This is a genomic window from Cellulophaga geojensis KL-A (assembly GCF_000568425.1).
GTDB classification, from domain to species: domain Bacteria; phylum Bacteroidota; class Bacteroidia; order Flavobacteriales; family Flavobacteriaceae; genus Cellulophaga; species Cellulophaga lytica.
Genome location: NZ_ARZX01000006.1, coordinates 158805 through 181897, shown reverse-complemented (window position 1 = coordinate 181897; position 23093 = coordinate 158805). Strand labels below are relative to the sequence as shown.

Below are 23093 nucleotides of genomic sequence, written 5' to 3'. Positions count from 1 at the left end.
CAGCGTGATTTTCATAACCAACAAACTTAGGAGAAGGATTGCCTTTTTCTACTGCTTTTAATTTAGTATAATAATCTTTAACTGTCTTGTTTATCTCTTCATCTGTAGATGCAGAGATAAAGGTGTTATAGTACTCGTCTAACTTATCTGTAATAGTAATACCAAAAATAGCATCTTTTAATAAGCCATTTCTAATAGCATCAGATTCTATTGGAGCAACAGTTTTAAGCATAGCTAAGTCAAAAGAAATACTGTCTTTTTCTGCCTTTTTAGTTGCAATTTTACTGTAGTGGGCAGTTACCAAAGATTTATAAGCACTAGAGTTGCTAAAATCTTTGTCATTAGTAATGTCTATAGCGTCTAACTCTGCTAAAAAGTTGTCAGAAACTTTAAACTCTGGTTTTTTAGCATAGTGTTGGTGGTATCTTTCATAGTTAGATAAATTTACTAGGTAACTGTAATTATTATCGTTCTTTTGAGTTGTTTTAAATGCTTCTGTTAAACCTTCTGTATTATCTACTAAAGAGTTTAATGCCTTTTTTTGAGAAGTCATTTCTTCCTTAAAAGCTGCCTCATCTAAAGTATATGGATTGGTGTCACTTTTAAAAGTAGCTTCTTTTTCTTTTTTTGCCTTAAAAAAGCTGTTTTCTGTAGAACCATTGCCAGTTATAACAATACTTTTGTTAAAATCTGTAGCATCTGCATTAAGTGCTATATTAAAACCTTCCTCTAAGTAAATATCGGTTCTGTTTTTATCATTAATAACTGCATAATGCCCTTTTGGATTTGCAATAGTATCTGTAAAAGTACCATCTGTAGCAATAGTAACTGTATCTATAGCTTTTCTATTGCTAAAACTAGCAATAATTAGCTCTGTACTGCTTGCATTTTTAATTTTTCCTGTAACTACAGCATAGTCTACAGGAGTAGATTCTGTTTTACAAGAGGCTAAGCTAATTACAGCTAAACCAAGCGCATAAATTGATTTTTTCATAAGTTATTGTTGTTTAGGTTTGAACGCAATTTCGTAAGTTTTTGCGCCTTTTAATAATGTTTTTGTAAATTTTTGAATGTCTTTAGTAGTAATAGCGCTTATAATGTTTTCAAAATTCTTAGGATTGTTCATATTATATCCTTCTAAAACATAATTTTGCAGCAAGCTCATATCATAACTATTGTAGTCTTTAGACTCTTTACGTTCTTTAATAAAGTTGGTTAAAGTTTTGTCTAAATCTGTCTGATTTATTTCTCCGTTAGCTATTTTTTTAATTTCTACGTGAACAATTTTTAATAAATCGTCTACTTTATCTGGGTTACAATCAAAACCAACAGAAATACTTCCTTCAGATATTGGTCTTTTAGAAAAGCTTGCACCAGCTCTTGGAGAGTAAGCGCCACCTTCTGCTTCTCTAACAGTTTCTGTAACCCTTAATTGTAAAATATCTCCTAAAGCACTTGCTAAAATAGCATTCTTTAAGCTGTATTTCATCTCGTTTTTGTAGCCAACTCTAACAGATCCTTTTTCATCTTCCATTTTTAAGAAGATATCTTTGTCTATAGCATTGCTTGTCCAAACTTTAGGGTCTACTTTGTAATTTTCTTTAGTAGTATTGGCAGAAATACTTGCAATATATTTTGCTAGCAATGGTTTTAATGCATCTTTTTTAACATCACCAACAACAAAAAATGTAAAATCAGCAGCATTCTTAAACCTGTCTAGGTAAACAGCTTTCATTTTATTAAAAGTAACATCTTCCATATATGCTTTATCCATAAGACGAACTTTAGGATTGTTGTTACCGTACAACGTAACAGTAACACTGTCTTGCATTTTAGAATTTATGTCTTTGCTTTTACGAGCCAAATAGTTGGTTATGTTACCTTGTAATACCTTATAAGCATCTTCATCAAACCTTGGTTTTTCAAAACGTAAATAAACCATTTGTAGCATAGTTTCTACATCTTTAGTTGTAGATGAGCCACTAATACTTTCTGTTAAATCTGATAAGTTAATACTTGTGTTTGCAGTTTTACCAGCCAATACTTTTGGTAACTCTGTGGCAGAAAAATCTCCCAAGCCAGACATTTGTACTATGTTGCCCATAATATTAGCAGAAGGTAAATCTTCTGTAGCTAATAAAGAAGTACCACCATAGCTTGTAGCTACTAGTTTAACATCGTTTTTATTTTTGTCTGCAAATTTGTAATACACTTTAACACCATTACTTAGTGTAAAAATTGTAGCTCCTGTTTCTTTGTTTTCTTCTTCAGATACAACACTGCCTACTGTAATATTTACATCAGATATTAATGTTTTGCCACTAAATTTATCTGTATAAGCAGTTAACTCACTGTTATTTTCTGATGCATTGATAATAACAAGTCCTTCTTCTTTTGTAAGGTTGTTTTTTCCTTTAACACCAGTAACACTTAATGTTCTGTTTTCTTTAGAGTAAAGAGCTTTAAGGGTATTATTAAAATCTTCTTTAGTGACAGATGAAAATATTGCTTGTACAATTTTATATTCTTCTGCAATAGGAGTAATAGTTTGTTTAGATAAGTAATCTGCCTTTATAGCATTTATTAATTGTCCGTGAGGTGTATCATCAACCTTACTAATTGCATTTTCATAATAGTTTGCGTATTGTTTTTTTATACGATCTATTTCACCATCTGTAAATCCAAATTTTAAAGCTCTGTTAACCTCATTCATTACTGTTTTAAAAGCTTCTTGTTGTTTACCTGGTTTTGGGGTAATATCAATAGATAAATCATTATTAAGTTTTGCTTTTTCTGCAAACCTAACTCTTGCGGCTAAAAAAGGAGCATCTGGTTGTTGTTGTATCTCACCAAGTCTAGTAGATACCATAGATGTTGCTATATTTCTTAAAAGAGATGTTTTAAGGTCGCCAATAGTTTGCTCTTTAATTTTTTTAGGATGATTAATGCTAAAACTAATATTTGCTGTAGATACTTCTTCATCCATAGCAATGTTATAAAGCATTTCTTTATTTCCAGGTATTTCTACATAAAAGCGTTCTTTAGGGTTTTTAACAGCTGGAATTTTAGAAAATTTATCTTTTATTTTTTGTTCAATTTCATCTACGTTAATATCACCAACAATAGCAATAGCTTGTAAATCTGTACGGTACCAATCATGGTAAAAATCTCTTAAGGCTTTGTACTCAAAATTCTCTACAATATTCATTAAGCCAATAGGTAACCTTTTGCTGTATTTAGAGTTGTTAAACATAATGGGTAAAGATTGTTGTAAAATCCTCATTCTACCATTTTGGCGTGTTCTCCATTCTTCTTTAATAACACCACGTTCTGCATCAATCTCCTCGTCTGTAAGTAATAGGTAGTTAGACCAATCATGTAATACCAATAAACACGTATCAATTAAGCCATCTTTAGTAGGTATATTGTCCATATTGTATACAGTTTCATCAAAGCTTGTGTATGCATTAATATCTCTGCCAAAAACAGCTCCGTGTTTTTGTAATGTGTTTAAAATACCTTTTCCTTCAAAGTTTTTTGTACCGTTAAAGGCCATATGTTCTAAAAAGTGAGCTAAACCTTGTTGGTTATCGTTTTCTAGTATAGAGCCCACATTTTGTATAATGTAGTAACTGGCAACGCCTTTGGTAACGTCTGTGTTGTAAATGTAATAAGTCATTCCATTAGGTAAAACACCTTTTTTAAATTTGGTGTTTACTGGCAATGGTTGGTTTAAATCTAACCCTTGGGCAGAAAGGCCTAAGCATAGAAATAAACAAAGTAGCGTTGTAATTTTCTTCATTTTTAAAAATTTGTTAGTTTTTTGTGAGTTTATAATAATAGACGTGTATAAAAAGGGCAACCCTTATTGTAATACTGTTAAATAAATGGTAAAATGTAAGTCTGTCTGTTTGTAATTTGTTACAAATTACTTTACTCTTTTTAAAAAGTTGTATTGTATTAGCAAGTGCTTTTTGCAACTATAACCTTAAGTTTACGCCACAGAAATTGTAAGTTGCTATTGCTTTTTATTTTTTTACGCTAGTCGATGATAATTTGTTATCCGTCTATAAATACATTATAAATTAGTTGTATTAACATATTTTTAAATTGTATTTTGATTAAAAATTCTAAATTAGTGACTTCTGTTTTTTAGTAATTACCAAACAAAAAACAAAGCAAGGGCACAAAAAAGAAGCTCTAATCATTGTAATTAACCAAATTAACTCAAACAAAAATAATATGCAGATAATAGAATCTTCAACTATGTATGACGTTATCATAGTTGGTTCTGGTGCTGGTGGAGGTATGGCAACCAAAGTTTTGTCTGAAGCCGGACTTAAAGTTGCTGTAGTAGAAGCAGGTCCTTTTTTTGATCCTAAAGATCCCAAACAACAAACCCAATTTAAATGGCCTTATGAGTCTCCACGAAGAGGAGCTAATACCGTAAGAGATTTTGGAGAGTTTGATATGGCTCTTGGAGGATGGAATATAGAAGGAGAACCATACACGCAAAAAAACGGATCTAAATTTGCGTGGTTTAGATCTAGAATGCTTGGAGGAAGAACCAACCACTGGGGGCGTATATCTTTACGTTTTAGCGAAAGAGATTTTAAGCATAAAGATGTAGATGGTTTAGGAGAAAACTGGCCTATTGGTTATGATGATGTTAAACCGTATTACGATAAAGTAGATAAACTAATTGGTGTTTTTGGTTCTAAAGAAGGTTTGGTTAATGAGCCAGACGGATTTTTCTTGCCAGCACCAAAACCAAGATTGCACGAGTTGTACTATATGGACGGAGCTAAAAAATCTGGTGTTCCTGTTATACCTGCTCGTATGTCTATGGTTACAAAAAAAGTAAATAAAGACCGTGGAGTATGTGTCTATTGTGGGCAGTGCGGCAGATCTTGTCAATATTATGCAGATTTCTCATCTGGTAGTTGTTTAATTTTTCCGGCACAAAATAATGGAGGCCAAATAGATTTGTTTGTAAACTCTATGGTTAGGGAGGTTACTACCAATGATGAGGGTAAAGCAACTGGTGTATTATACATTAATAAGGAAGACCGTAAAGAGTACAGACTAAAGGGTAAGGTGGTTGTTATGGCAGCATCTGCTTGTAGCTCTGCACGTATACTATTAAACTCTAAAAGCAAGCAACATCCAGCAGGTTTGGGTAATAGTAGTGGTTTAATTGGTAAGTATTTACATGATTCTACCGGAGCAAGTAGAGGTGGATTTATACCTGCTATGATGGACCGAAAAATGTATAACGAAGACGGGGTAGGTGGTATGCACGTATATTCGCCTTGGTGGCTAGATAATAAAAAATTAGATTTCCCTAGAGGTTATCATATAGAAGTATGGGGCGGAATGGGAATGCCAAACTACGGTTTTGGTTTTAACCCAAATAGCTTTAATGAGTATTTTGGAGAAAAAGTAGGTGGCTATGGTAATAGTTTGCGTTCTGATGTTAAAAAATATTACGGAGCTACATTAGGCTTTGGTGGAAGAGGAGAATCTATAGCGCAAGAAACTAATTATTGCGAAATAGACCCAAACACGGTAGATGAATTTGGTATTCCTGTATTGCGTTTTAATTACCAGTGGACAGATTATGAGCGTAAACAAGCAAAGCATATGCAAGAAACGTTTGAAGAAATAATTCATAATATGGGTGGTAAAGTGTTAGGAGATACGCCTACTGCAGAACAAGATTATGGACTTAATAAACCAGGGGAAATTATACATGAGGTTGGTACTACACGTATGGGAGATAACCCAAAAACTTCTGTAGTTAACCAATATGAGCAAATGCATGATGTAGACAACGTTTTTATTGTAGATGCTGGTCCGTTTGTTTCTCAGGCAGATAAAAATCCAACCTGGACAATTTTAGCATTGGCTTGGAGAACATCAGATTATATTGTAGAACAGTTTAAACAGCAAAATATCTAAGTTATGGATAGAAGAAAAAGTATAAAATCTATTATTCTTGGCGGTGTAGCCGGTGGTTTAGCTTTAAACGGTTGTAAACCAGGTGTAGATAGTGATACAACTAGTACAGAAGAAGCAGTTGTAGATGAAAAGTATTTTGGACGTACACCAGAAGAAAAAGAGCAAATAGCAAAATTAAATGCAGAACAATTTTTTAATGAACACCAAATGGAAACTCTAGGTGTTTTATGTGCTTTAATTTTACCAGCAAATGAAAAATATGGTAGCGCTACAGATGTTGGTGTTCCAGATTTTATAGAGTTTATGGCTAAAGATATACCTGCATACCAAACACAGCTTAAGGGAGGTTTAATGTGGTTAGACCATACAAGTAATAAAGATTATGGAGTAGAGTTTAAAAAAGCTACACCAGAGCAGCAAAAAGTTATTTTAGATGCTATTGCTTATCCAGATAAAGAAGAGCCAACTTATGAGCAAAACTTCTTTTCTTTAATGCGTAATTTAACTGTTACAGGTTATTATACATCTAAAGAAGGAATAGAAGATCTTGGTTACAAGGGTAATACACCAAATGTATGGGACGGTGTACCACAAGACGTGTTAGATAAGCACGGAAAATCTTACCCAAAAGAATGGATGCCTAAGTTTGTAGACCAAAGCAAACGTAATATTATGGCAGAATGGGATGATGATATGAATTTAATTACATAAATCATTTGGTTTTAAATTAAGAATGTTAAATTGCCTTTAGAGTTATAATCTAAAGGCAATTTTTGTTTTTAGAAGATGTATTATTGAATTCTTATAAAAATGAAACCAAAACACTTATTACTATTATTACTAATTTGTATTACTATTGCTTGTAAAAACAATAAAACAACGGCAGCAATTAATATAGTAACTAAAGACACTACAGTAGTTAAAAAAGATACTGTTCTGCTACCACCAGTTAAGCAAGAGATTAAATATAAATCTTTATCTGGTTTGGCAGATACCACTTTTGTGCGTTTGGCAGATTATAGTGGCGATTTTGCTTATGATTTACGTTACGCAACAACAAATAACTTTTTAAAAGCTAAGGTGTATGATTGTCCAGAGTGTTATACTCGCGTTAAAACTGCTAAGGCTCTTTTAAAGGTAAATAAAGAATTTGTAAAACTTGGATACCGAATTAAATTTTTTGATTGTTACAGACCAAACTCTGTACAGTATAAAATGTGGAAAATAGTTCCTAATCCGCAATATGTAGCAAATCCTAAAAAGGGATCTATACACAACAAAGGAGGTGCTGTAGATATTACTTTAGAAACTCTAGATGGCGAGGAAGTAGATATGGGAACAGATTTTGATTTTTTTGGAAAAAGAGCTTACCATGACAATACCAATTTACCTAAAGAAATTTTAGCAAACAGAAAGTTGCTAAAAGAAACAATGGAAAAATATGGCTTTTGGTCTATACGTACAGAGTGGTGGCATTACAATTTGTCTGCAATGTCTAATGCAAAAGTTGCTAATTTTAAGTGGGACTGTGGTGAGTAATATTATTGTATTTTACTGCAGAGCAATACAATTTTAGCGTTATTGCAGTCTGTTGTAAAAAATAGGTAGGTGCTACCACCATCTTTAATTTTAAATTTTTTACGAATATTAGCTACACTTTCAGGAAAATTACGTGTTGTAATATTAGCTTTTATTAGTTTTAAATGCTGAATTTCTTTTTTGTTAAAAGCTATTTTTTTTTCAACTTTAAAACATCTGCCTGCAAAATTTAGTAAGGTGTTAGAAGTGTATAAATGTGTATGTTCATGCAATTTATGTAGTTTGTAATGTGCAGCAACAGATTTAAAAGCTCCTGCTTTTAAAATAGCCGAATTAGGCTCGTAAATGTACTGTTGAGGTTCACTATAGGTTAATGCAACTTCTTTTTCATCTGTATAGTTAAAAGAAAAAAGAGCACCTTCAGTTTTAGTTAGGTTAATGGTTTTTATGGTGATGTCTCCAGTATATTCTTTTTTTAAAACCCATAATAATTCTTTTACGTCATTGTTAAGTGCTACAACGTGTATTTCTTTTACGTTTTGTAATGATTTTATACCAACTGAAAAATCTAACAGCGGAGATGTTTTTATAAGTATATTATCAGCTTTGCTAAAAATTAAATCTAAATGTTCTGGTACATTTGGTAAGCAATCTTCTAAAAAAAACACTTTTCCTTTGGCATCATTTCTTCTAGATGGATCTATGTAAATCCAATCAAAAAATAAGGTTGATTTTTTTAAGTAATCTAGTCCGTTTACGGCATAAGTTTTTATGTTATTAGCGCCTAATGTATTAAAGTTGTGTATAGCTATTTTAGATACGTTTTCAGAAATTTCACAGTGGTAAACTGTTGTAATTTTTTTGGCAAAAAAGAAGCAGTCTACACCCAGTCCTCCGGTAAGGTCTATTAAAGTATTACCACTAACTAAACTTGCTTTGTAATTTGCTGTTTTTTCTGATGAGGTTTGCTCTATATTTAACTTGTTAGGGTAATAAATATTTGGGGTGTTAAACCAGGTAGGTAATTTATCTTTACACTTTTTTTTAGCTTCAATTTGTGCTGCTATTTCTTTATTGGATACATTATTAAATATATCTTTTTTAAGTAGAATAGACATAATGTCTGTTTCTAAATTATCAGCAATAAAATTTTGTACGTTGGTATGTAAAATAGCAGTGTTCAACCTTAAAATTATAAATTTTTAGTCATAGATTTTACAATTTTATTGTCTGCAAAAAATTCTTTTAAAATAACTTTAATTGCAGTGTAACCAGGTACAGCTATTATCATCCCTGTAATACCAAAAAGAAGTCCGCCAATAATTATAACAAGAAAAATTTCTAAAGGATGAGATTTTACACTATTTGAAAATATAAACGGTTGTGAAAAGAAATTATCTACCAATTGACCAATAATAAAACCAATCATTACATAGCCTGTTTTTGGTAAAATAACCTCACTAAAACTTTCACCTAAATTGCTAGACATTGTTAATGTTACCATTAAAGCACCGCCAATAATAGGTCCAACATATGGTATTAAGTTTAATAAAGCACACAAAAATGCAATTACAATGGCATTTTCTATACCTACAACTAGTAAAACAATGGTGTAAATAACAAATAATATTAGTATCTGAAAAACAAGTCCAACAAAATATCTAGATAGTAGACTGCTAATAGTGTCCATAGATTTTTTAAATCGTCCTTCTTTGTTTTGTGGTGTTAGCATTAAAAGTCCGTCACTAAATAGTTTGCGATCTTTTAAAAAGAAAAAAGTAATAAATAATACAGAAAACAGCCCAATACTTAAACTGCCAAGTACACCTACAAGAGAATTTAAAAAGTTAGGTATAAAGGCAAAATCTACATTAGTTAAAAAGTTTGATGATTTTACATTCTCCTCTAATTCTGTAGTGCTTACGCCAAAGTAATTAATAACTTCTGTGTATAAGTTTTCTATATTACCTTGTAACTGATTAATATCTAACAGAGCTAAATTATGCCCTTGTTGTATAATAAGCGGAATAAAAAGCGCAATTATACCGCCTACAATGCCTATTAAAAAAAACATAGTGATAATAACGGCTAAAGTGTTATTAAATTTTAATTTATCGCGTAGAAATAAAACAATAGGCCTACCAATTAATGAGGCAACAGCTGCAATAGAAATATATACTAAAACAGAACTAATTTTGTATAAAAAAAAGCACAATAGTACAATGCCTACTATAATGCCAAGTGCACGTAAAATGCCATCTGCTATTGTTTTTGCTTTCATTTATTACTTAGTTGTTAAAAACGTATTTTATAATATTTGCGCCCATTTGCAAAGCTTTTAACCTTACGTCTGCATCATCATTATGTACTTCTTGATCTTCCCAGCCATCTCCTAAATCGCTCTCTAAAGTAAATAGCAATATAAGTCTATTATTGTGAGTAATTCCAAAGGCTTGTGGTCTTTTTCCGTTGTGCTCGTGTATTTTAGGTAAACCGTCTTTAAATTTAAACTTCTGATTAAAAATAGGGTGGTTAGCACCTAACTCTTCTAGTTTTTTATTAGGAAATAATTTAGCTATTTCTTTTCTAATATACGGTTCCATACCGTAATTATCATCAATATGTAAAAAACCACCAGATAGTAAGTAGGTTTTTAAGTTTTCTGCTTCTTCATTAGAAAAAACAACGTTTCCGTGTCCTGTCATATGTAAAAAAGGATACTGAAAAATACCTATGTTGCTAACTTCAACAGTTGCTGGTTTTGGTTTTATTTTTGTGTCTATTTCCTTATTGCAAAACTGTATTAAGTTAGGTAACGCAGTTGGGTTTGCATACCAATCTCCGCCACCATTATATTTTAAAATTGCTATTTCTTGAGCTTGTAAATTAGCTGTAATAGTAAATGAAACTAACAAACAAAAAATCGCAATTTTTTTCATACAAGTAAATGGTGATTTAAAAATATTTAAAATACTATCCGTTATTAATCATAGCAACAGTAGCACAGGCTACTATAGCAGCTGTTTCTGTACGTAACCTGTTTTTTCCTAAAGATACAGGAATAAAACCATTTACATAAGCTTGTTTAATTTCTGCGGAAGAAAAATCGCCTTCAGGACCAATTAAAATAGTAACATCTTTGTCTGCAGCAACTCTTCTTTTAAGCTCTACTTTTTCTTCTTCTTCGCAGTGAGCAATAAATAATAAATCTTTATGCTCTTTTTGTACAAACTCAGCGTAAGGTATTGGAGCGTTTAATTTAGGTAAGTATGTTTGTAAAGACTGTTTCATAGCAGATTGCAATACTTTTTCCATACGCTCTAGTTTTAGTACTTTACGTTCAGAGTGGTCGCAAATTATAGGTGTAATTTCGTCTACACCAATTTCTGTAGCTTTTTCTAAAAACCACTCAAACCTATCGTTCATTTTTGTTGGTGCAACAGCTATGTGCAACCAATGCATAGGTCTGTGTTTTTTTTCTTTAGATGTAATTTGAGCTTTACATTTTTTTACATCAGCAACCATAATTTTAGCCGTAAATAAATATCCATTACCATTGGTTATGTATAATTCATCTCCTTCTACCTTACGTAACACCTTTACAATATGCTTGCTTTCTTCTGGAGGAAAAACAAATTGAGAAATACTATTGTCTAAAGTGCTGTTATAAAATAATTGCATAAAATATATTAATTTGGTTACTGTTTGTTATTCGTTAATTACGTAACGTGCTTTTGCTGTAATTTCTTGTGTTGTAAATAATTCTTCTTTGTATTTTAAGTAGCCAACTATACCTATCATAGCAGCATTATCTGTACAAAATTGAAAAGGCGGAATAAATGTTTTCCAACCGTGTTTTTGTTCTGCTTCTTGCAATATTTTTCTAATGCCAGAATTTGCAGATACGCCACCACCTATAGCAATTTGTTTAACACCTGTTTGTGCAACCGCTTTTTTAAGCTTGCTTAGCAGTACATTTATTATGGTGTATTGTATAGATGCACAAATATCATTTAAATTTTCTGCAATAAAATTGGGGTTTTTTTGTGTTTCTCTTTGTATAAAATAAAGTACACTTGTTTTAAAGCCACTAAAACTAAAGTCTAAACCACCAACTTTAGACTTAGGAAACGGAAATGCTTTTGGGTTACCCAATTGTGCATACTTATCTATTAAAGGTCCGCCGGGGTATGGTAAACCTAAAATTTTTGCACTTTTATCAAAGGCTTCACCAACAGCATCATCTAAGGTTTGACCCAAGATTTCCATATCAAAATAGCTTTTAACCAGTACAATTTGCGTGTGTCCGCCACTAATTGTCATTCCAATAAAAGGGAACTCTGGTTTTTTACCTGTTTCATTATCAATAAAATGCGCCAAAATATGAGCTTGCATGTGGTTAACCTCTATTAAGGGTATATTTAGACCCAAAGCTAAAGATTTTGCAAAGGAGGTACCTACAAGTAAAGATCCCATTAATCCAGGACCTCTTGTAAAAGCTATTGCAGATAAGTCTTTTTTGTTGATATTTGCCTTAGCTAGCGCTTGGTGCACCACAGGTACAATGTTTTGTTGGTGTGCTCTAGAGGCTAGCTCAGGAACAACACCACCGTATTCTTCATGAATCTTTTGTGTAGCAACAACATTACTAAGCATTTTACTATTGTGTAAAACTGCCGCAGATGTGTCGTCACATGAAGATTCTATTGCAAGTATATAGATATTGTTTTTTTCCACGTATTTTTGGAATAAATATTGAAGTAACAAAGGTAAAACATAAAGAGCTATCAAAAAACTATTTAAAATATTACTAAGAATATTGCTGGTTTTATTACTGCTTTGTCTGTTAGCGACTTTTATTTTCTCATTATCATCTGTACAAACACGCCTGGCTAATTACGCTACAAATACTATAAATAAAGATTTTGGGACAAATTTACAGATAGATAAGCTAAAAGTTAATTTTATTACATGGAATACATCTGCAAAGGGTATTTATGCAGAAGATGAGCAAAAAGATACTCTTTTTTATATAGGAGACCTTACTACATCAATATTAGATATTAAAAATTTAGTAAAAGGACAGTTAGAGTTTGGAGATATAAATGTAGACAACCTTCATTTAAAATTAAAAACATACAAAGGAGAAAGCAGTTCTAATTTAGAGGTGTTTATAGATAAGTTAGATGATAAAAAACCTAGAGCAGAAGGAGCAAAGCCTTTTAAAATGGTTTCTGGTAATGTAAATATTGGTAATAGTAGGTTTCAGTTAATTGATGAAAACTTAGAAAAACCACAACAATTAGATTTTAAAAATTTAAATATTGGCGCAACAGATTTTTTAATTTTAGGGCCAGACGTATCTACGCAAATAAACACATTAACTTTTACCAGCAGAAGAGGGCCAAAGGTAGAAAACTTAACCACAGCATTTAAATACTCTAGAACTCAAATGAGGTTTGATGCGTTGCAGATAAAAACAAAAGAGTCTGACTTAAAAGGAAACTTGGTTTTTAATTATGACCGTAAAGACTTTAAAGATTTTATTAATAAAGTGCAAATAGATGCCAATTTTGCAGATTCTGAAATTGCCTTGGATGATATTAATATGCTATACAACCAGTTTGGTAGTGGTAAAAAAATAAGCTTATCTACAAATGTTACTGGTGTTTTAAATGATTTAAGCACAAAAAGATTAATGCTGTTTTCTGATAATACAGGTGTTAGAGGAGATTTTAATTTTAAAAATTTATTTACATTAAGTAAACCCTATGTTATAGATGCAGATATGAAAAGTGTAACCACAAGTTATTATGAGTTACGCTCTTTATTACCAAACATATTGGGTAAAGTGTTGCCATCATCTTTTTCTAAATTTGGACAATTTACTGTTAGAGGAACAACATCTATTACACAGACATTAGTAAGTGCTAAAGTTAATATTAATACAGCTATAGGTAGTAGTTATTCTGATGTAGAACTTACCAATATAAACAATATAGATAATGCAAATTACCACGGGTTTATATCTCTTATAGATTTTGATTTGGGTAAGTTTTTAGACAATAAAACTTTGGGTAAAGCTACTGTAGACATTAATGTAGACGGTAATGGGTTTGTAGCAGAAACTATGAATACAGAAATAACAGGTGAAGTTTATAGCATTAAATTTAATAACTACGTCTACAAAAATATTAAAGTGGTATCTGGTACTTTAAAAGAACAGTTTTTTGATGGTGCTTTGCTAAGTAATGATCCTAATTTAAAACTTAATTTTAAAGGACTTGCAGATTTTTCATCAGATAACAACACGTTTGATTTTATAGCGTCTGTAGACTATGCTAATTTTAAAGCTTTAAATTTTATTAATGATAGCGTATCTGTTTTTAAGGGTAATATTAATATGGATATTACAGGTAATACGTTAGATAACATTGTTGGAGCTATAAAGTTTAGAGAAACTAGTTATCAAAATAAAAACGACACCTATTACTTTGAAGATTTTGAGGTAACTTCTAATTTTGAAACAGACTCTCTACGTAAAATAACCATTAATTCACCAGATATTATAACGGGTTATTTAGAAGGTAATTTTAAAGTAAATGAGTTAGATAAGTTAATACAAAACTCTATTGGTAGTATATATACCAACTATAGGCCATTTAAAATATCTGAAGGTCAAAAAGTAAATTTTAAGTTTAATATTTATAATAAAATTGTAGATGTATTTTTCCCAAAAGTAAAATTTGGATCAAATACATTTATTAGAGGTAAAGTTGTTGCAGATAAAGGAGATTTTAAACTCACCTTTAAGTCGCCACAAATAGAGGCTTATGGCAATAAGCTTGATAGTATTAACGTAAAAATAGATAATAAAAATCCGCTTTTTAATACGTTTATTTCTGTAAATGATGCTACCACTAATTTTTATGATGTAAAAGATTTTAAACTAATTAATACCAAGCTAAAAGATACATTGTTTTTTAGAACGGAATTTGCAGGTGGCCGTGGTTATGATGATACTTATTATTTAAACTTTTACCACACATTTAATAAAAATAACAGATCAGTTATAGGACTTAAGCGTTCTTCTATATTACTAAAGGGTAATGAGTGGGTGGTTAATAAAAACAGAGACAAAAAAAATAAAGTTATAGTTAACAGAACACTAGATAGTATAGATATTAAAGAAATTGTTTTTAATAATAATGCTAATGAACAAATACGCCTAAGTGGTAAGGTAATAGACTCTACTTATAAAGATTTGTTATTGGAGTTTAGTGATGTGTCATTGCATAAAATAACACCAGCGCTAAAAAATTTAGAGCTTAAAGGAGAAGTTAATGGCTCTTTAAATATTTACCAAGAAGAAGGTAAATATTTACCTTCTAGTAGTTTAACAATGACAGATTTTACAGTTAATGATATTAGATTAGGTAATTTAGGGGTAGAAATTGTTGGTAATGATAATTTAACTTCATTTGATGTAGAAACACACTTACGTAACAAAGGACAAGATAGGTTAGTTGTTGCAGGTGAAATAATAAATAAAAATAGTAGCCCTACTGCAGATTTAGATGTAGAGTTTAGTGATTTTTTAATGGAGCCTTTTTCTAATTTAGGAGAAGGTATACTGTCTAATATTAGGGGCTCTATAAGCGGAAAAGCTAAAATAACAGAGAGTTTAAGTAATCCAGATATTTCTGGTAAATTATTATTAGATAAAGCAGGTTTAGCAATAGATTATTTAAATGTAGATTATAGTTTTGCAAATAACTCTGTTGTTAATTTGTACAAGCAAACTTTTGATTTTGAAGACATTCAACTTACAGATGTAACTAAAAATACCACTGCAACATTAGATGGTACTATTAGTCATAAAGAATTTGCTGCTTGGGATTTAGATTTAAATGTAAACACAAATAATAACCGTTTTTTAATTTTAAATACAGATTTTTCAGAAGAGAGTTTGTATTATGGTACAGGTTATTTAAATGGTACGGGTAAAATTTACGGTTCTACTAAAGCACTTAATATTGATGTTATTGGAGCAACAGCAAAAGGAACATCTCTTAAAATACCATTAAGTGATGTTGCTACGGTTGGCGATTATAGTTTTATAAATTTTGTAACCAAGCAAACCGAAGAGGATAAAAGAAGAGAGTTGCAAAATTATGAAGGCTTAGAGTTAATGTTTGATTTGGATGTTACGCCAGAAGCAGAAGTAGAAATAGTAATAGACCCTAATACAAAAAGCTCATTAAAAGGTACTGGTGGTGGCACTATATTAATGGAAATTAATACCAATGATAAGTTTAATATGTATGGCGAATTTGCAGTTGCTACAGGTGAATACAACTATAAGTACGGAGGTATTATAAACAGAAAGTTTACTGTAGAGCCAGGAGGAACAATTATTTGGGACGGTTCTCCTTTAAACGCAGAGGTTAATATGCGTGCTATTTACTCTTTAGATGCAAACCCAGCTCCTTTATTAGATAATTCTGACTACACAAACCGTATACCTGTAGATGTTGTGGTAAGTTTACAAGGAGAGTTAGAAAAACCAGAAGTAGATTTTAATATAGAGTTTCCAAGTACCAGTTCTATTGTAAAATCTGAATTAGAATATAGATTGTTAGATCATAATTTTGAACAAAACAATGCATTTTACTTATTAATGCAAGGTACGTTTGTAAATGAAGAAAGTGGTTTAAATGCTACGGCATTAAGCGGTAACTTAACACAAACAGCATCTGGACTACTAAACTCGGTTTTTAAAAGTAACGGAGAAAATTTAGATTTAGGTATTGTTTATGAGCAAGGAAACCTAAATCCAAACGCTATACAAACAGAAAATAGAGTAGGTGTAACGGTATCTACAAAACTTGGAGAAAAAATATTATTTAACGGTAAATTTGGTGTTCCTGTAGGTGGTGTAGGAGAATCTGTAGTTGCTGGTGATATGGAAGTGCAAATTATTTTAAATGATAAAGGTACCCTTAGTGCTAAAGTATTTAACAGAGAAAACGAAATTCAACAATTTTTAGCAGAACGTCAAGGGTATACTCAAGGTGTAGGTTTAAGTTATCAGGTAGATTTTGATACGTTTAAGGAATTAATGACTAAAATTTTTCCTAATAAAGCACGTAAAGAAGAGGAGCCAAAAGTAGAAGAAAACTCAAAAAAACCTCAAAACTAAAATTACAGATACTTAAATTCTACCTAGGTAAATATTTTTTTTCTTCATTTTTATCCTTTTTTTCGGTTTAAAATCACACATTTTTAAGAGCTTTTGGTAAAACTTATTAACGAAAACGTTTGAAGTTTTAGCTGTGTCAAAATTTAGGGTTATTAGCACTAATTTATTAAAATAAGTTTCCTAGCTTTACTACAATAAATTAATAAATGGCATCAAAAATTAAAAAAATAGCAGTATTTACTTCTGGAGGAGATTCTCCAGGAATGAACGCAGCAATTAGATCTGTAGTACGTACTTGTGCTTATTTAAAAGTTGAGTGTGTAGGTATTTATAGAGGGTATGAAGGTATGGTTGAAGGAGACTTTAAACCAATGGATGCCCGTAGTGTAAATAACATTATTAATAAAGGTGGTACTATATTAAAGTCTGCACGTTCAGATTCTTTTAGAACACCAGAAGGTCGTAAGCAAGCTTATGATAATCTTGTAGCTAACAATATAGATGCTTTTGTTGTAATTGGTGGTGATGGTAGCTTTACCGGAGCAATGATATTTAATAAGGAATATGATTTTCCTGTAATAGGCATACCTGGTACTATAGATAACGATATTTTTGGCACAACCTATACTTTAGGTTTTGATACAGCTTTAAACACAGTTGTAGACGCTATAGATAAAATTAGAGATACAGCTAGTTCTCATAACAGACTTTTCTTTGTAGAAGTTATGGGTAGAGATGTTGGGCATATTGCACTTAATGCAGGTGTTGGAGCAGGAGCAGAAGAAATATTAATACCAGAAGAAAACCTTGGTTTAGAGCGTTTGTTAGAGTCTTTAAAACGAAGCAAAAAATCTGGTAAATCTTCTAGTATTGTAATTGTTGCAGAAGGAGATAAAACGGGTAAAAATGTTTTTGAACTTAAAGAATATGTAGAAGAAAATTTACCAATATATGATGTGCGTGTATCTGTACTAGGTCATATGCAACGTGGAGGAACACCTTCTTGTTTTGATCGTGTATTGGCAAGTAGAATGGGGGTAAGGGCTGTAGAAGCTTTGTTAGAAGGTAAAAGCAACTTAATGGTTGGTATACAAGACAACAAATTAATACTTACACCAATAGAACAAGCTATAAAGGGACACACAAAAATAGATAAAGAACTCATTAGAGTTTCAGACATAATGTCAACATAATTAATAACAAAAAGTAAGAAAATGTCAAATTTAAAAATAGGAATCAACGGATTTGGAAGAATAGGTAGGTTGGTTTTCAGAACAACAATAAAAAGAGGTGACGTAGATGTTGTTGCAATTAATGATTTATTAGATGTAGAACATTTAGCATACCTTTTAAAGTATGATTCTGTTCACGGAAAGTTTGATGGTACTGTTGAAGTAAATGATGGTAATTTAGTAGTAAACGGAAAAGTTGTTCGTATTACTGCAGAACGCGATCCTAAAGATATTAAATGGGATGCAGCTGGAGCAGAAGTTGTAGCTGAGTGTACTGGTATTTTTACAACTTTAGAAAAAGCACAATTGCATATTGATGGTGGTGCTAAAAAAGTGGTTATTTCTGCACCTTCTGCAGACGCGCCAATGTTTGTAATGGGTGTAAACCATACAGAAGCAAAAGCATCAGACTTAATTGTATCTAATGCATCTTGTACTACAAACTGTTTAGCTCCTGTAGCCAAAGTTTTAAATGATAATTTTGGTATAGAAGAAGCTTTAATGACTACTATCCACGCAAGTACTTCTACTCAGTTTGTTGTAGATTCTCCATCTAGAAAAAATTATAGATTAGGTAGATCTGCAATGGCAAATATTATTCCTTCTTCAACAGGTGCAGCAAAAGCGGTAGGTAAGGTTATTCCTGAATTAAATGGAAAATTAACTGGTATGGCTTTTAGAGTTCCTACACCAGATGTTTCTGTAGTAGATTTAACTGTAAGAGTTAAAAAAGAGACTTCTTATGAAGAAATTAAAAAGGTATTTAAAGCTGCTTCAGAAGGAGAATTAGCAGGTGTTTTAGGATATACTGAAGAAGATGTGGTTTCTCAAGATTTTGTAGGAGAAGCACAAACTAGTGTTTTTGATGCTGGAGCAGGAATTGAGTTAAGCTCAACTTTCTTTAAAATTATTTCTTGGTATGATAATGAAGCTGGTTATTCTAATAAATTAGTAGATTTGGCTCAGCACGTAGCTAGCTTATAAATCCATTTTATAATTGTGATATAGTATCCTGAGAATTGGTAGGTAGTAACTTATTTTCAGGATACATTAATTATTAAGTAATAACGTATGATTTTAATTGTAGATAGCGGTGCTACAAAGTCTGATTGGATAGCCTTAGATGATAAAGGTGACCAGTTATTTGTGACGCAAACATTAGGTTTAAGTCCAGAAGTTTTAACCAGAGAAGTTATAGAAGACAGACTGGCAAATAATTTTGAATTATCTAAAAACAAAGAAAAAGTAACTAAGCTGTTTTTTTACGGAGCAGGTTGTGGTACAGAGCGTATGCGTTTGTTTTTAAAAGATATTTTTAAATCCTTTTTTCCTAATGCAGAGGCACAAGTAAAAGAAGATACCTATGCAGCAATACACGCTACTACTAAGTTAGGAGATCCTGGTATTGTATGTATATTAGGTACTGGTTCTAATTGTAGTTATTATGATGGTGAAAAAGTACACCAAAAAGTAACATCTCTAGGGTATATTTTAATGGATGATGGTAGTGGTAATTTCTTTGGAAGAAAATTGTTGAGAGATTATTATTTTCATAAAATCCCTAAAGATTTGGCAGACAAATTTGCATCTGAATATGATTTAGAAGCAGATCTTATTAAAGAAAATTTATATAAGCAGCCAAACCCTAACACATACTTGGCAACTTTTGCTAAGTTTATAATAGAAAACAAAGAGCACCCTTATTGTAAAGGTGTTATTAATAAAGGCTTACAGCAGTTTATTAATAATAATGTTATGCAGTTTGATTTGGCAACTAAAGTACCTGTAAATTTTGTAGGTAGTATATCTTATTTTTTAAGAGAAGAGTTGGCTAAAGTTATAGAAAGAAACGACCTTATTTTAGGAGTTATTAGAAGAAGACCAATTGAAGGATTGGTAGATTTTCATAAAAGTAACCTGTAAAAAAGAGAGTAAAAATAACACATAAGTAAAAAAGCGCAATCTGTAATGGATTGCGCTTTTTTTATACTTACTAATTAAATTTTATTTTACGGCAATCATAGATATTTCTACATTTACAAACTTAGGTAAATTTGCTACTTCTACAGTTTCTCTTGCCGGTGCTGTATCTGCATTAAAATAAGAACCGTATACTTCATTAATTTCTGAGAACTGATGCATATCATTAACAAATATGCAAGATTTTACTACGTTTTCAAATGTCATTTCAGCTTCTGTAAGTATAGCTTTTAAGTTCTCCATACTTTGTTTAGTTTCAGCTTTAATATCACCTTCTATTAAATTTCCTGTTTTTGGGTCAATAGGTATTTGTCCGGATATGTATAAAGTGTTACCTGTTAATACAGCTTGGTTATATGGCCCAATTGGAGCAGGTGCATTTGTAGTTGTAATAATTTTTTTCATCTTAATTAAGTGTTTTTAATTATTTTAAAAAGAAGAAGAATACTTTAGAAATAAATGTTGTTTTATCTCTGGCTTCTTTGTTCCCATTTAAGGTCTTTAAGTATACTGCTCTTGATTCCTATAAAGAAATACCATCTTTCATAAGTACCAAAAGGAGTCCAGTTAAAGTTAAGTCTAAAACTCTTTAAATCTCTTTCAAAACGCAATTGTGTTAAAGAAAAACCTTGGTTTTTAAAATCGTAACCAGATGATACTCCAACTTTCCATCTAGGAGTTAAATCTACATTACCAGAAAACATTAAAGAGTGGTTGCTAATTTCATCCTGTCTGTTGGGGTTGCTATAGCTTACGGCATAGGCAAGCCTTATATCCCAAGGAATTGTATTTTTGTATAACGGATTTTCTTTAACCTCTTCGTCTTCATCGTCATTAAGGTTTCCTGGCCTGCCATTAAAATTATCTGCGGTTCCAAATAAGTCATCTGTTCTACCACCACTGGCGGCAACATAAGAGTCTCCGTTGTCCTTATTGTCATCCTCATCATCTTTATCCTTATCAAACATTTTACTACTTAAAGAGTATCCAATGTTGGCTCTTGCTGTGGTAAGTCTAAATAAGCTACCACCGTTATTAATATTTAGAGTATTAATTCTGGTGCCTTTGTTATCTATTGCGTAAGGATCTAGATTTGCAGAAAAGTTAATGGACATTTTTTTGTTTAAAATAGTAGTACCACCATTTACCCTAAACGGACTTAAACGTAGAGAGTCTGCTTGAAAATTATAATTAGTAGAAATATTAAAACTACTTAATAATGATATTTTTTTAGGCTCTGTAGCGGTAGAGTCTTTATCTTTTACTTTTGCCTCTAGCGTATTTTGTAAAGAAAAACTTAGAGCGCTACTTTGTGTTAAGCCAGGTGCACCATTTAAAGTTCCTTCAAACCTACTGTACTGTATGTATTCTCCATCAGCATTCATATACTCATCATAAGTTTCTTCAAAAGAAGGAGAGTAGCTATAACCAATAGATGGACGCATTGTATGCCTTATAGCTTGTATGTTTTTGCTTTCATCAAAAGTCCAAGTACCGTACACTGTTGTTCCTAAACTAGCACTAAAGCTGTATTTGTTGTAGCGGTCAAAGCCATTTATTTTTTCAGATACTACTTCTTCTGTAGTTTCATCATAAGACTTGTTATAGGTTTCTAGCGTCCAAATATCTTCATAAGATCCACCAAGACTAACACTTAACTGTTTAAAAAGTTTAAAATTAGTGCTAATAGGTATTCTGTGTCTTGCTCCAACTCTTGCATCATCAAACATTTCAGACTTAAAGAAAAGTGAATCTACTGTTGTTATTTGGTTTTGCGCATTAACATCATATTGAAAATTGATGTTCTGTATGATCCCTTTTTTTAAGCCATCTTTTTTTGCAAACGGAAAAATACGCTCCATACTTGCTTGCATTGTAGGTAGCGTTAAGTTAATAACGTCTGTATTGGTGTTTTGGTTATGAGTAGCTGTTAAACTAAGGTTTACAGACGGGTATGCCGGAAACGTTTTGGAATAGGAAACAGAAGATGATAAGTTGTTATTTTGGGTATTGGGTACGTTGTATTGGTTTAACGAACTCCTGTAATAATCACTACTACCAAGGTTTACGTTTGCAGATAACCTGGAGTTAGGGTTATTTTTAGGATCTTGCGTGTGTGATATTTGTATGTTGTAATTTGTAGACCTGCTGTAGTCTTCAAATCCTTTTTGACTATTTATCTGGTTCTCAAATCTAATATTAACATTTCCCTTGTATTTGTAACGTTTAGTGTAGACGGACTGCCCCCTAAAACCGTAACTACCATTGGTGTAAAAGTCTCCTTGTAGTGTTAAATCTACATAATCATTAATAGGAAAATAATAACCACCATTTTGTAAAAAATACCCTCTGTCTGGATCACTACCAAAAGTTGGAAAAATTAAGCCTGCAGTATTACCAGTTGTCATAGGAAAATAAGCAAACGGTAATGCAATTGGTGTAGGTACATCTGCAATAAACATATTACTATAACCTGCAATCATTTTTTTTCCGGGTACAAATTTACCTTTACGTACAAGTATATAATAGTCTGGATTTATAGTATCGTTAGATGTAGTAATTTTAGCTCTACTCATAAAATAAACAGAGTCGTTTTCCTTTTTTGTTTTCTCTGCATACACTTTCATAGCATCACTACCTATGCTTCCTAAACCAGCTTGTTGCTCTGTTCTAGAATTCCATATAAGTGCCTTTTGTGTATCAAAATTAAACCTTATTGAGTCTGGTTTAACAATTTGGTTTCCTTGTTTAAAATCTGGTAGCTGAGAGTAAACTCCAGTAGAGTCTTTAATACGGCCTGCATAAACTTCGTTTTTAGCAAGATCCATAATTATAATACCCGCTTTTAACTCTGTATCTTGGTAGTATAGTTCAGCTTTATCATATAGGTAAATTTTACCCTCTTTACGGTCATAACGCATATAACCTTCTGCTTTTCTTTTTACAATATCTGCAAGTAAAGGCTCTTTTTTAGAGGTAGAATCTTGTATAATACTATCTTTTTTAACAGGGGCACCTAAGATATCTGCAGGAATTAATGGTGCTACTATAGTGTCTTTTTGTTTCTTTATAGTTAGTGGTATTACCTTATCTTCCTGTGCAGATAGGCTTAAAACCCCTAAAAACAGGAGTAAAGAAAAAAGTAAACGATGTTTATTTGATTGCAAGGCTATAAATCC

General features: G+C 31.7%; 16 protein-coding genes. 7 read left to right on the top strand and 9 right to left on the bottom strand.

The genetic code is table 11. The features are described from left to right. A partial coding sequence (locus tag KLA_RS07075) for a DUF4369 domain-containing protein (protein ID WP_034644703.1) occupies positions 1–994 on the bottom strand: 994 nt, incomplete at its 3' end. Positions 995–997: 3 nt separating this feature from the next. Beyond that, the gene (locus tag KLA_RS07070; protein WP_034644702.1) at positions 998–3802 is read right to left on the bottom strand and encodes a M16 family metallopeptidase; all 2805 of its coding nucleotides are present in this window, start codon (positions 3800–3802) and stop codon (positions 998–1000) included. 440 nt (positions 3803–4242) lie between these two features. On the opposite strand from KLA_RS07070, the gene KLA_RS07065 reads away from it, so the two are divergent. From KLA_RS07065 to KLA_RS07055, 3 genes are all read left to right on the top strand, one after another. Then, positions 4243–5961 carry a GMC family oxidoreductase gene (locus tag KLA_RS07065; protein WP_013622148.1) on the top strand — a complete coding sequence of 573 codons (1719 nt, stop codon included), beginning with the start codon at positions 4243–4245 and terminating at the stop codon, positions 5959–5961. 3 nt (positions 5962–5964) lie between these two features. Beyond that, on the top strand, positions 5965–6672 hold the full coding sequence (locus KLA_RS07060) for a gluconate 2-dehydrogenase subunit 3 family protein (RefSeq protein WP_013622149.1): 708 nt from the start codon (positions 5965–5967) through the stop codon (positions 6670–6672). 99 nt (positions 6673–6771) lie between these two features. Next, positions 6772–7500 (top strand): M15 family metallopeptidase, encoded by a 729-nt coding sequence (locus KLA_RS07055; protein WP_034644701.1) that lies wholly within the window; start codon positions 6772–6774, stop codon positions 7498–7500. A gap of 2 nt (positions 7501–7502) precedes the next feature. Here the strand turns inward: KLA_RS07055 and KLA_RS07050 are convergent, their stop codons facing one another. Genes KLA_RS07050 through tsaD form a run of 5 tightly spaced genes read right to left on the bottom strand, consistent with a single transcriptional unit; the run spans position 7503 to position 12237 of the window. Beyond that, entirely contained in the window at positions 7503–8684 is a 1182-nt protein-coding gene (locus KLA_RS07050; RefSeq protein ID WP_034644700.1) for a THUMP-like domain-containing protein, read from the bottom strand. 8 nt (positions 8685–8692) lie between these two features. Next, entirely contained in the window at positions 8693–9781 is a 1089-nt protein-coding gene (locus tag KLA_RS07045) for an AI-2E family transporter (RefSeq protein WP_013622152.1), read from the bottom strand. Between the two features lie 7 nt (positions 9782–9788). After that, complete coding sequence (locus tag KLA_RS07040; protein ID WP_013622153.1) at positions 9789–10439, bottom strand: DUF4159 domain-containing protein; 651 nt, start codon at positions 10437–10439, stop codon at positions 9789–9791. A 34-nt stretch (positions 10440–10473) separates the two neighbouring features. Further along, positions 10474–11181, bottom strand: a complete 708-nt coding sequence (locus KLA_RS07035) for a 16S rRNA (uracil(1498)-N(3))-methyltransferase (RefSeq protein WP_013622154.1) — start codon at positions 11179–11181, stop codon at positions 10474–10476. Positions 11182–11208: 27 nt separating this feature from the next. Beyond that, positions 11209–12237, bottom strand: coding sequence for a tRNA (adenosine(37)-N6)-threonylcarbamoyltransferase complex transferase subunit TsaD (tsaD, locus tag KLA_RS07030; RefSeq protein ID WP_034644716.1), 1029 nt, complete (start codon positions 12235–12237; stop codon positions 11209–11211). An 82-nt stretch (positions 12238–12319) separates the two neighbouring features. Here tsaD and KLA_RS07025 point away from each other — a divergent pair, with 82 nt between their 5' ends. The 4 genes from KLA_RS07025 to KLA_RS07010 all read left to right on the top strand — a co-directional run bounded on the left by KLA_RS07025 (position 12320) and on the right by KLA_RS07010 (position 19857). Continuing rightward, positions 12320–16702: a translocation/assembly module TamB domain-containing protein gene (locus KLA_RS07025; protein ID WP_034644698.1), complete on the top strand. Its 4383-nt coding sequence runs from the start codon at positions 12320–12322 to the stop codon at positions 16700–16702. Between the two features lie 206 nt (positions 16703–16908). Next, positions 16909–17895: a 6-phosphofructokinase gene (gene pfkA, locus KLA_RS07020; protein WP_013622157.1), complete on the top strand. Its 987-nt coding sequence runs from the start codon at positions 16909–16911 to the stop codon at positions 17893–17895. Between the two features lie 21 nt (positions 17896–17916). Further along, positions 17917–18918, top strand: coding sequence for a type I glyceraldehyde-3-phosphate dehydrogenase (gene gap / locus KLA_RS07015; protein WP_013622158.1), 1002 nt, complete (start codon positions 17917–17919; stop codon positions 18916–18918). Between the two features lie 87 nt (positions 18919–19005). Next, positions 19006–19857, top strand: coding sequence for a hypothetical protein (locus tag KLA_RS07010; RefSeq protein WP_013622159.1), 852 nt, complete (start codon positions 19006–19008; stop codon positions 19855–19857). Between the two features lie 81 nt (positions 19858–19938). Here the strand turns inward: KLA_RS07010 and KLA_RS07005 are convergent, their stop codons facing one another. Both KLA_RS07005 and KLA_RS07000 read right to left on the bottom strand, forming a co-directional pair. Then, positions 19939–20319: a RidA family protein gene (locus KLA_RS07005; protein ID WP_013622160.1), complete on the bottom strand. Its 381-nt coding sequence runs from the start codon at positions 20317–20319 to the stop codon at positions 19939–19941. Positions 20320–20381: 62 nt separating this feature from the next. Beyond that, on the bottom strand, positions 20382–23081 hold the full coding sequence (locus KLA_RS07000) for a putative LPS assembly protein LptD (protein WP_034644697.1): 2700 nt from the start codon (positions 23079–23081) through the stop codon (positions 20382–20384). Positions 23082–23093: the final 12 nt, after the last annotated feature.

Excerpts from the sequence above, each read along its gene's own strand:
- KLA_RS07035 (WP_013622154.1), bottom strand. The coding sequence starts at position 11,181 with ATGCAATTATTTTATAACAGCACTTTAGACAATAGTATTTCTCAATTT.
- KLA_RS07055 (WP_034644701.1), top strand. The coding sequence starts at position 6,772 with ATGAAACCAAAACACTTATTACTATTATTACTAATTTGTATTACTATT.
- KLA_RS07060 (WP_013622149.1), top strand. The coding sequence starts at position 5,965 with ATGGATAGAAGAAAAAGTATAAAATCTATTATTCTTGGCGGTGTAGCC.
- pfkA (WP_013622157.1), top strand. The coding sequence starts at position 16,909 with ATGGCATCAAAAATTAAAAAAATAGCAGTATTTACTTCTGGAGGAGAT.
- KLA_RS07045 (WP_013622152.1), bottom strand. The coding sequence starts at position 9,781 with ATGAAAGCAAAAACAATAGCAGATGGCATTTTACGTGCACTTGGCATT.
- KLA_RS07065 (WP_013622148.1), top strand. The coding sequence starts at position 4,243 with ATGCAGATAATAGAATCTTCAACTATGTATGACGTTATCATAGTTGGT.
- KLA_RS07010 (WP_013622159.1), top strand. The coding sequence starts at position 19,006 with ATGATTTTAATTGTAGATAGCGGTGCTACAAAGTCTGATTGGATAGCC.
- gap (WP_013622158.1), top strand. The coding sequence starts at position 17,917 with ATGTCAAATTTAAAAATAGGAATCAACGGATTTGGAAGAATAGGTAGG.
- KLA_RS07005 (WP_013622160.1), bottom strand. The coding sequence starts at position 20,319 with ATGAAAAAAATTATTACAACTACAAATGCACCTGCTCCAATTGGGCCA.
- KLA_RS07040 (WP_013622153.1), bottom strand. The coding sequence starts at position 10,439 with ATGAAAAAAATTGCGATTTTTTGTTTGTTAGTTTCATTTACTATTACA.
- KLA_RS07070 (WP_034644702.1), bottom strand. The coding sequence starts at position 3,802 with ATGAAGAAAATTACAACGCTACTTTGTTTATTTCTATGCTTAGGCCTT.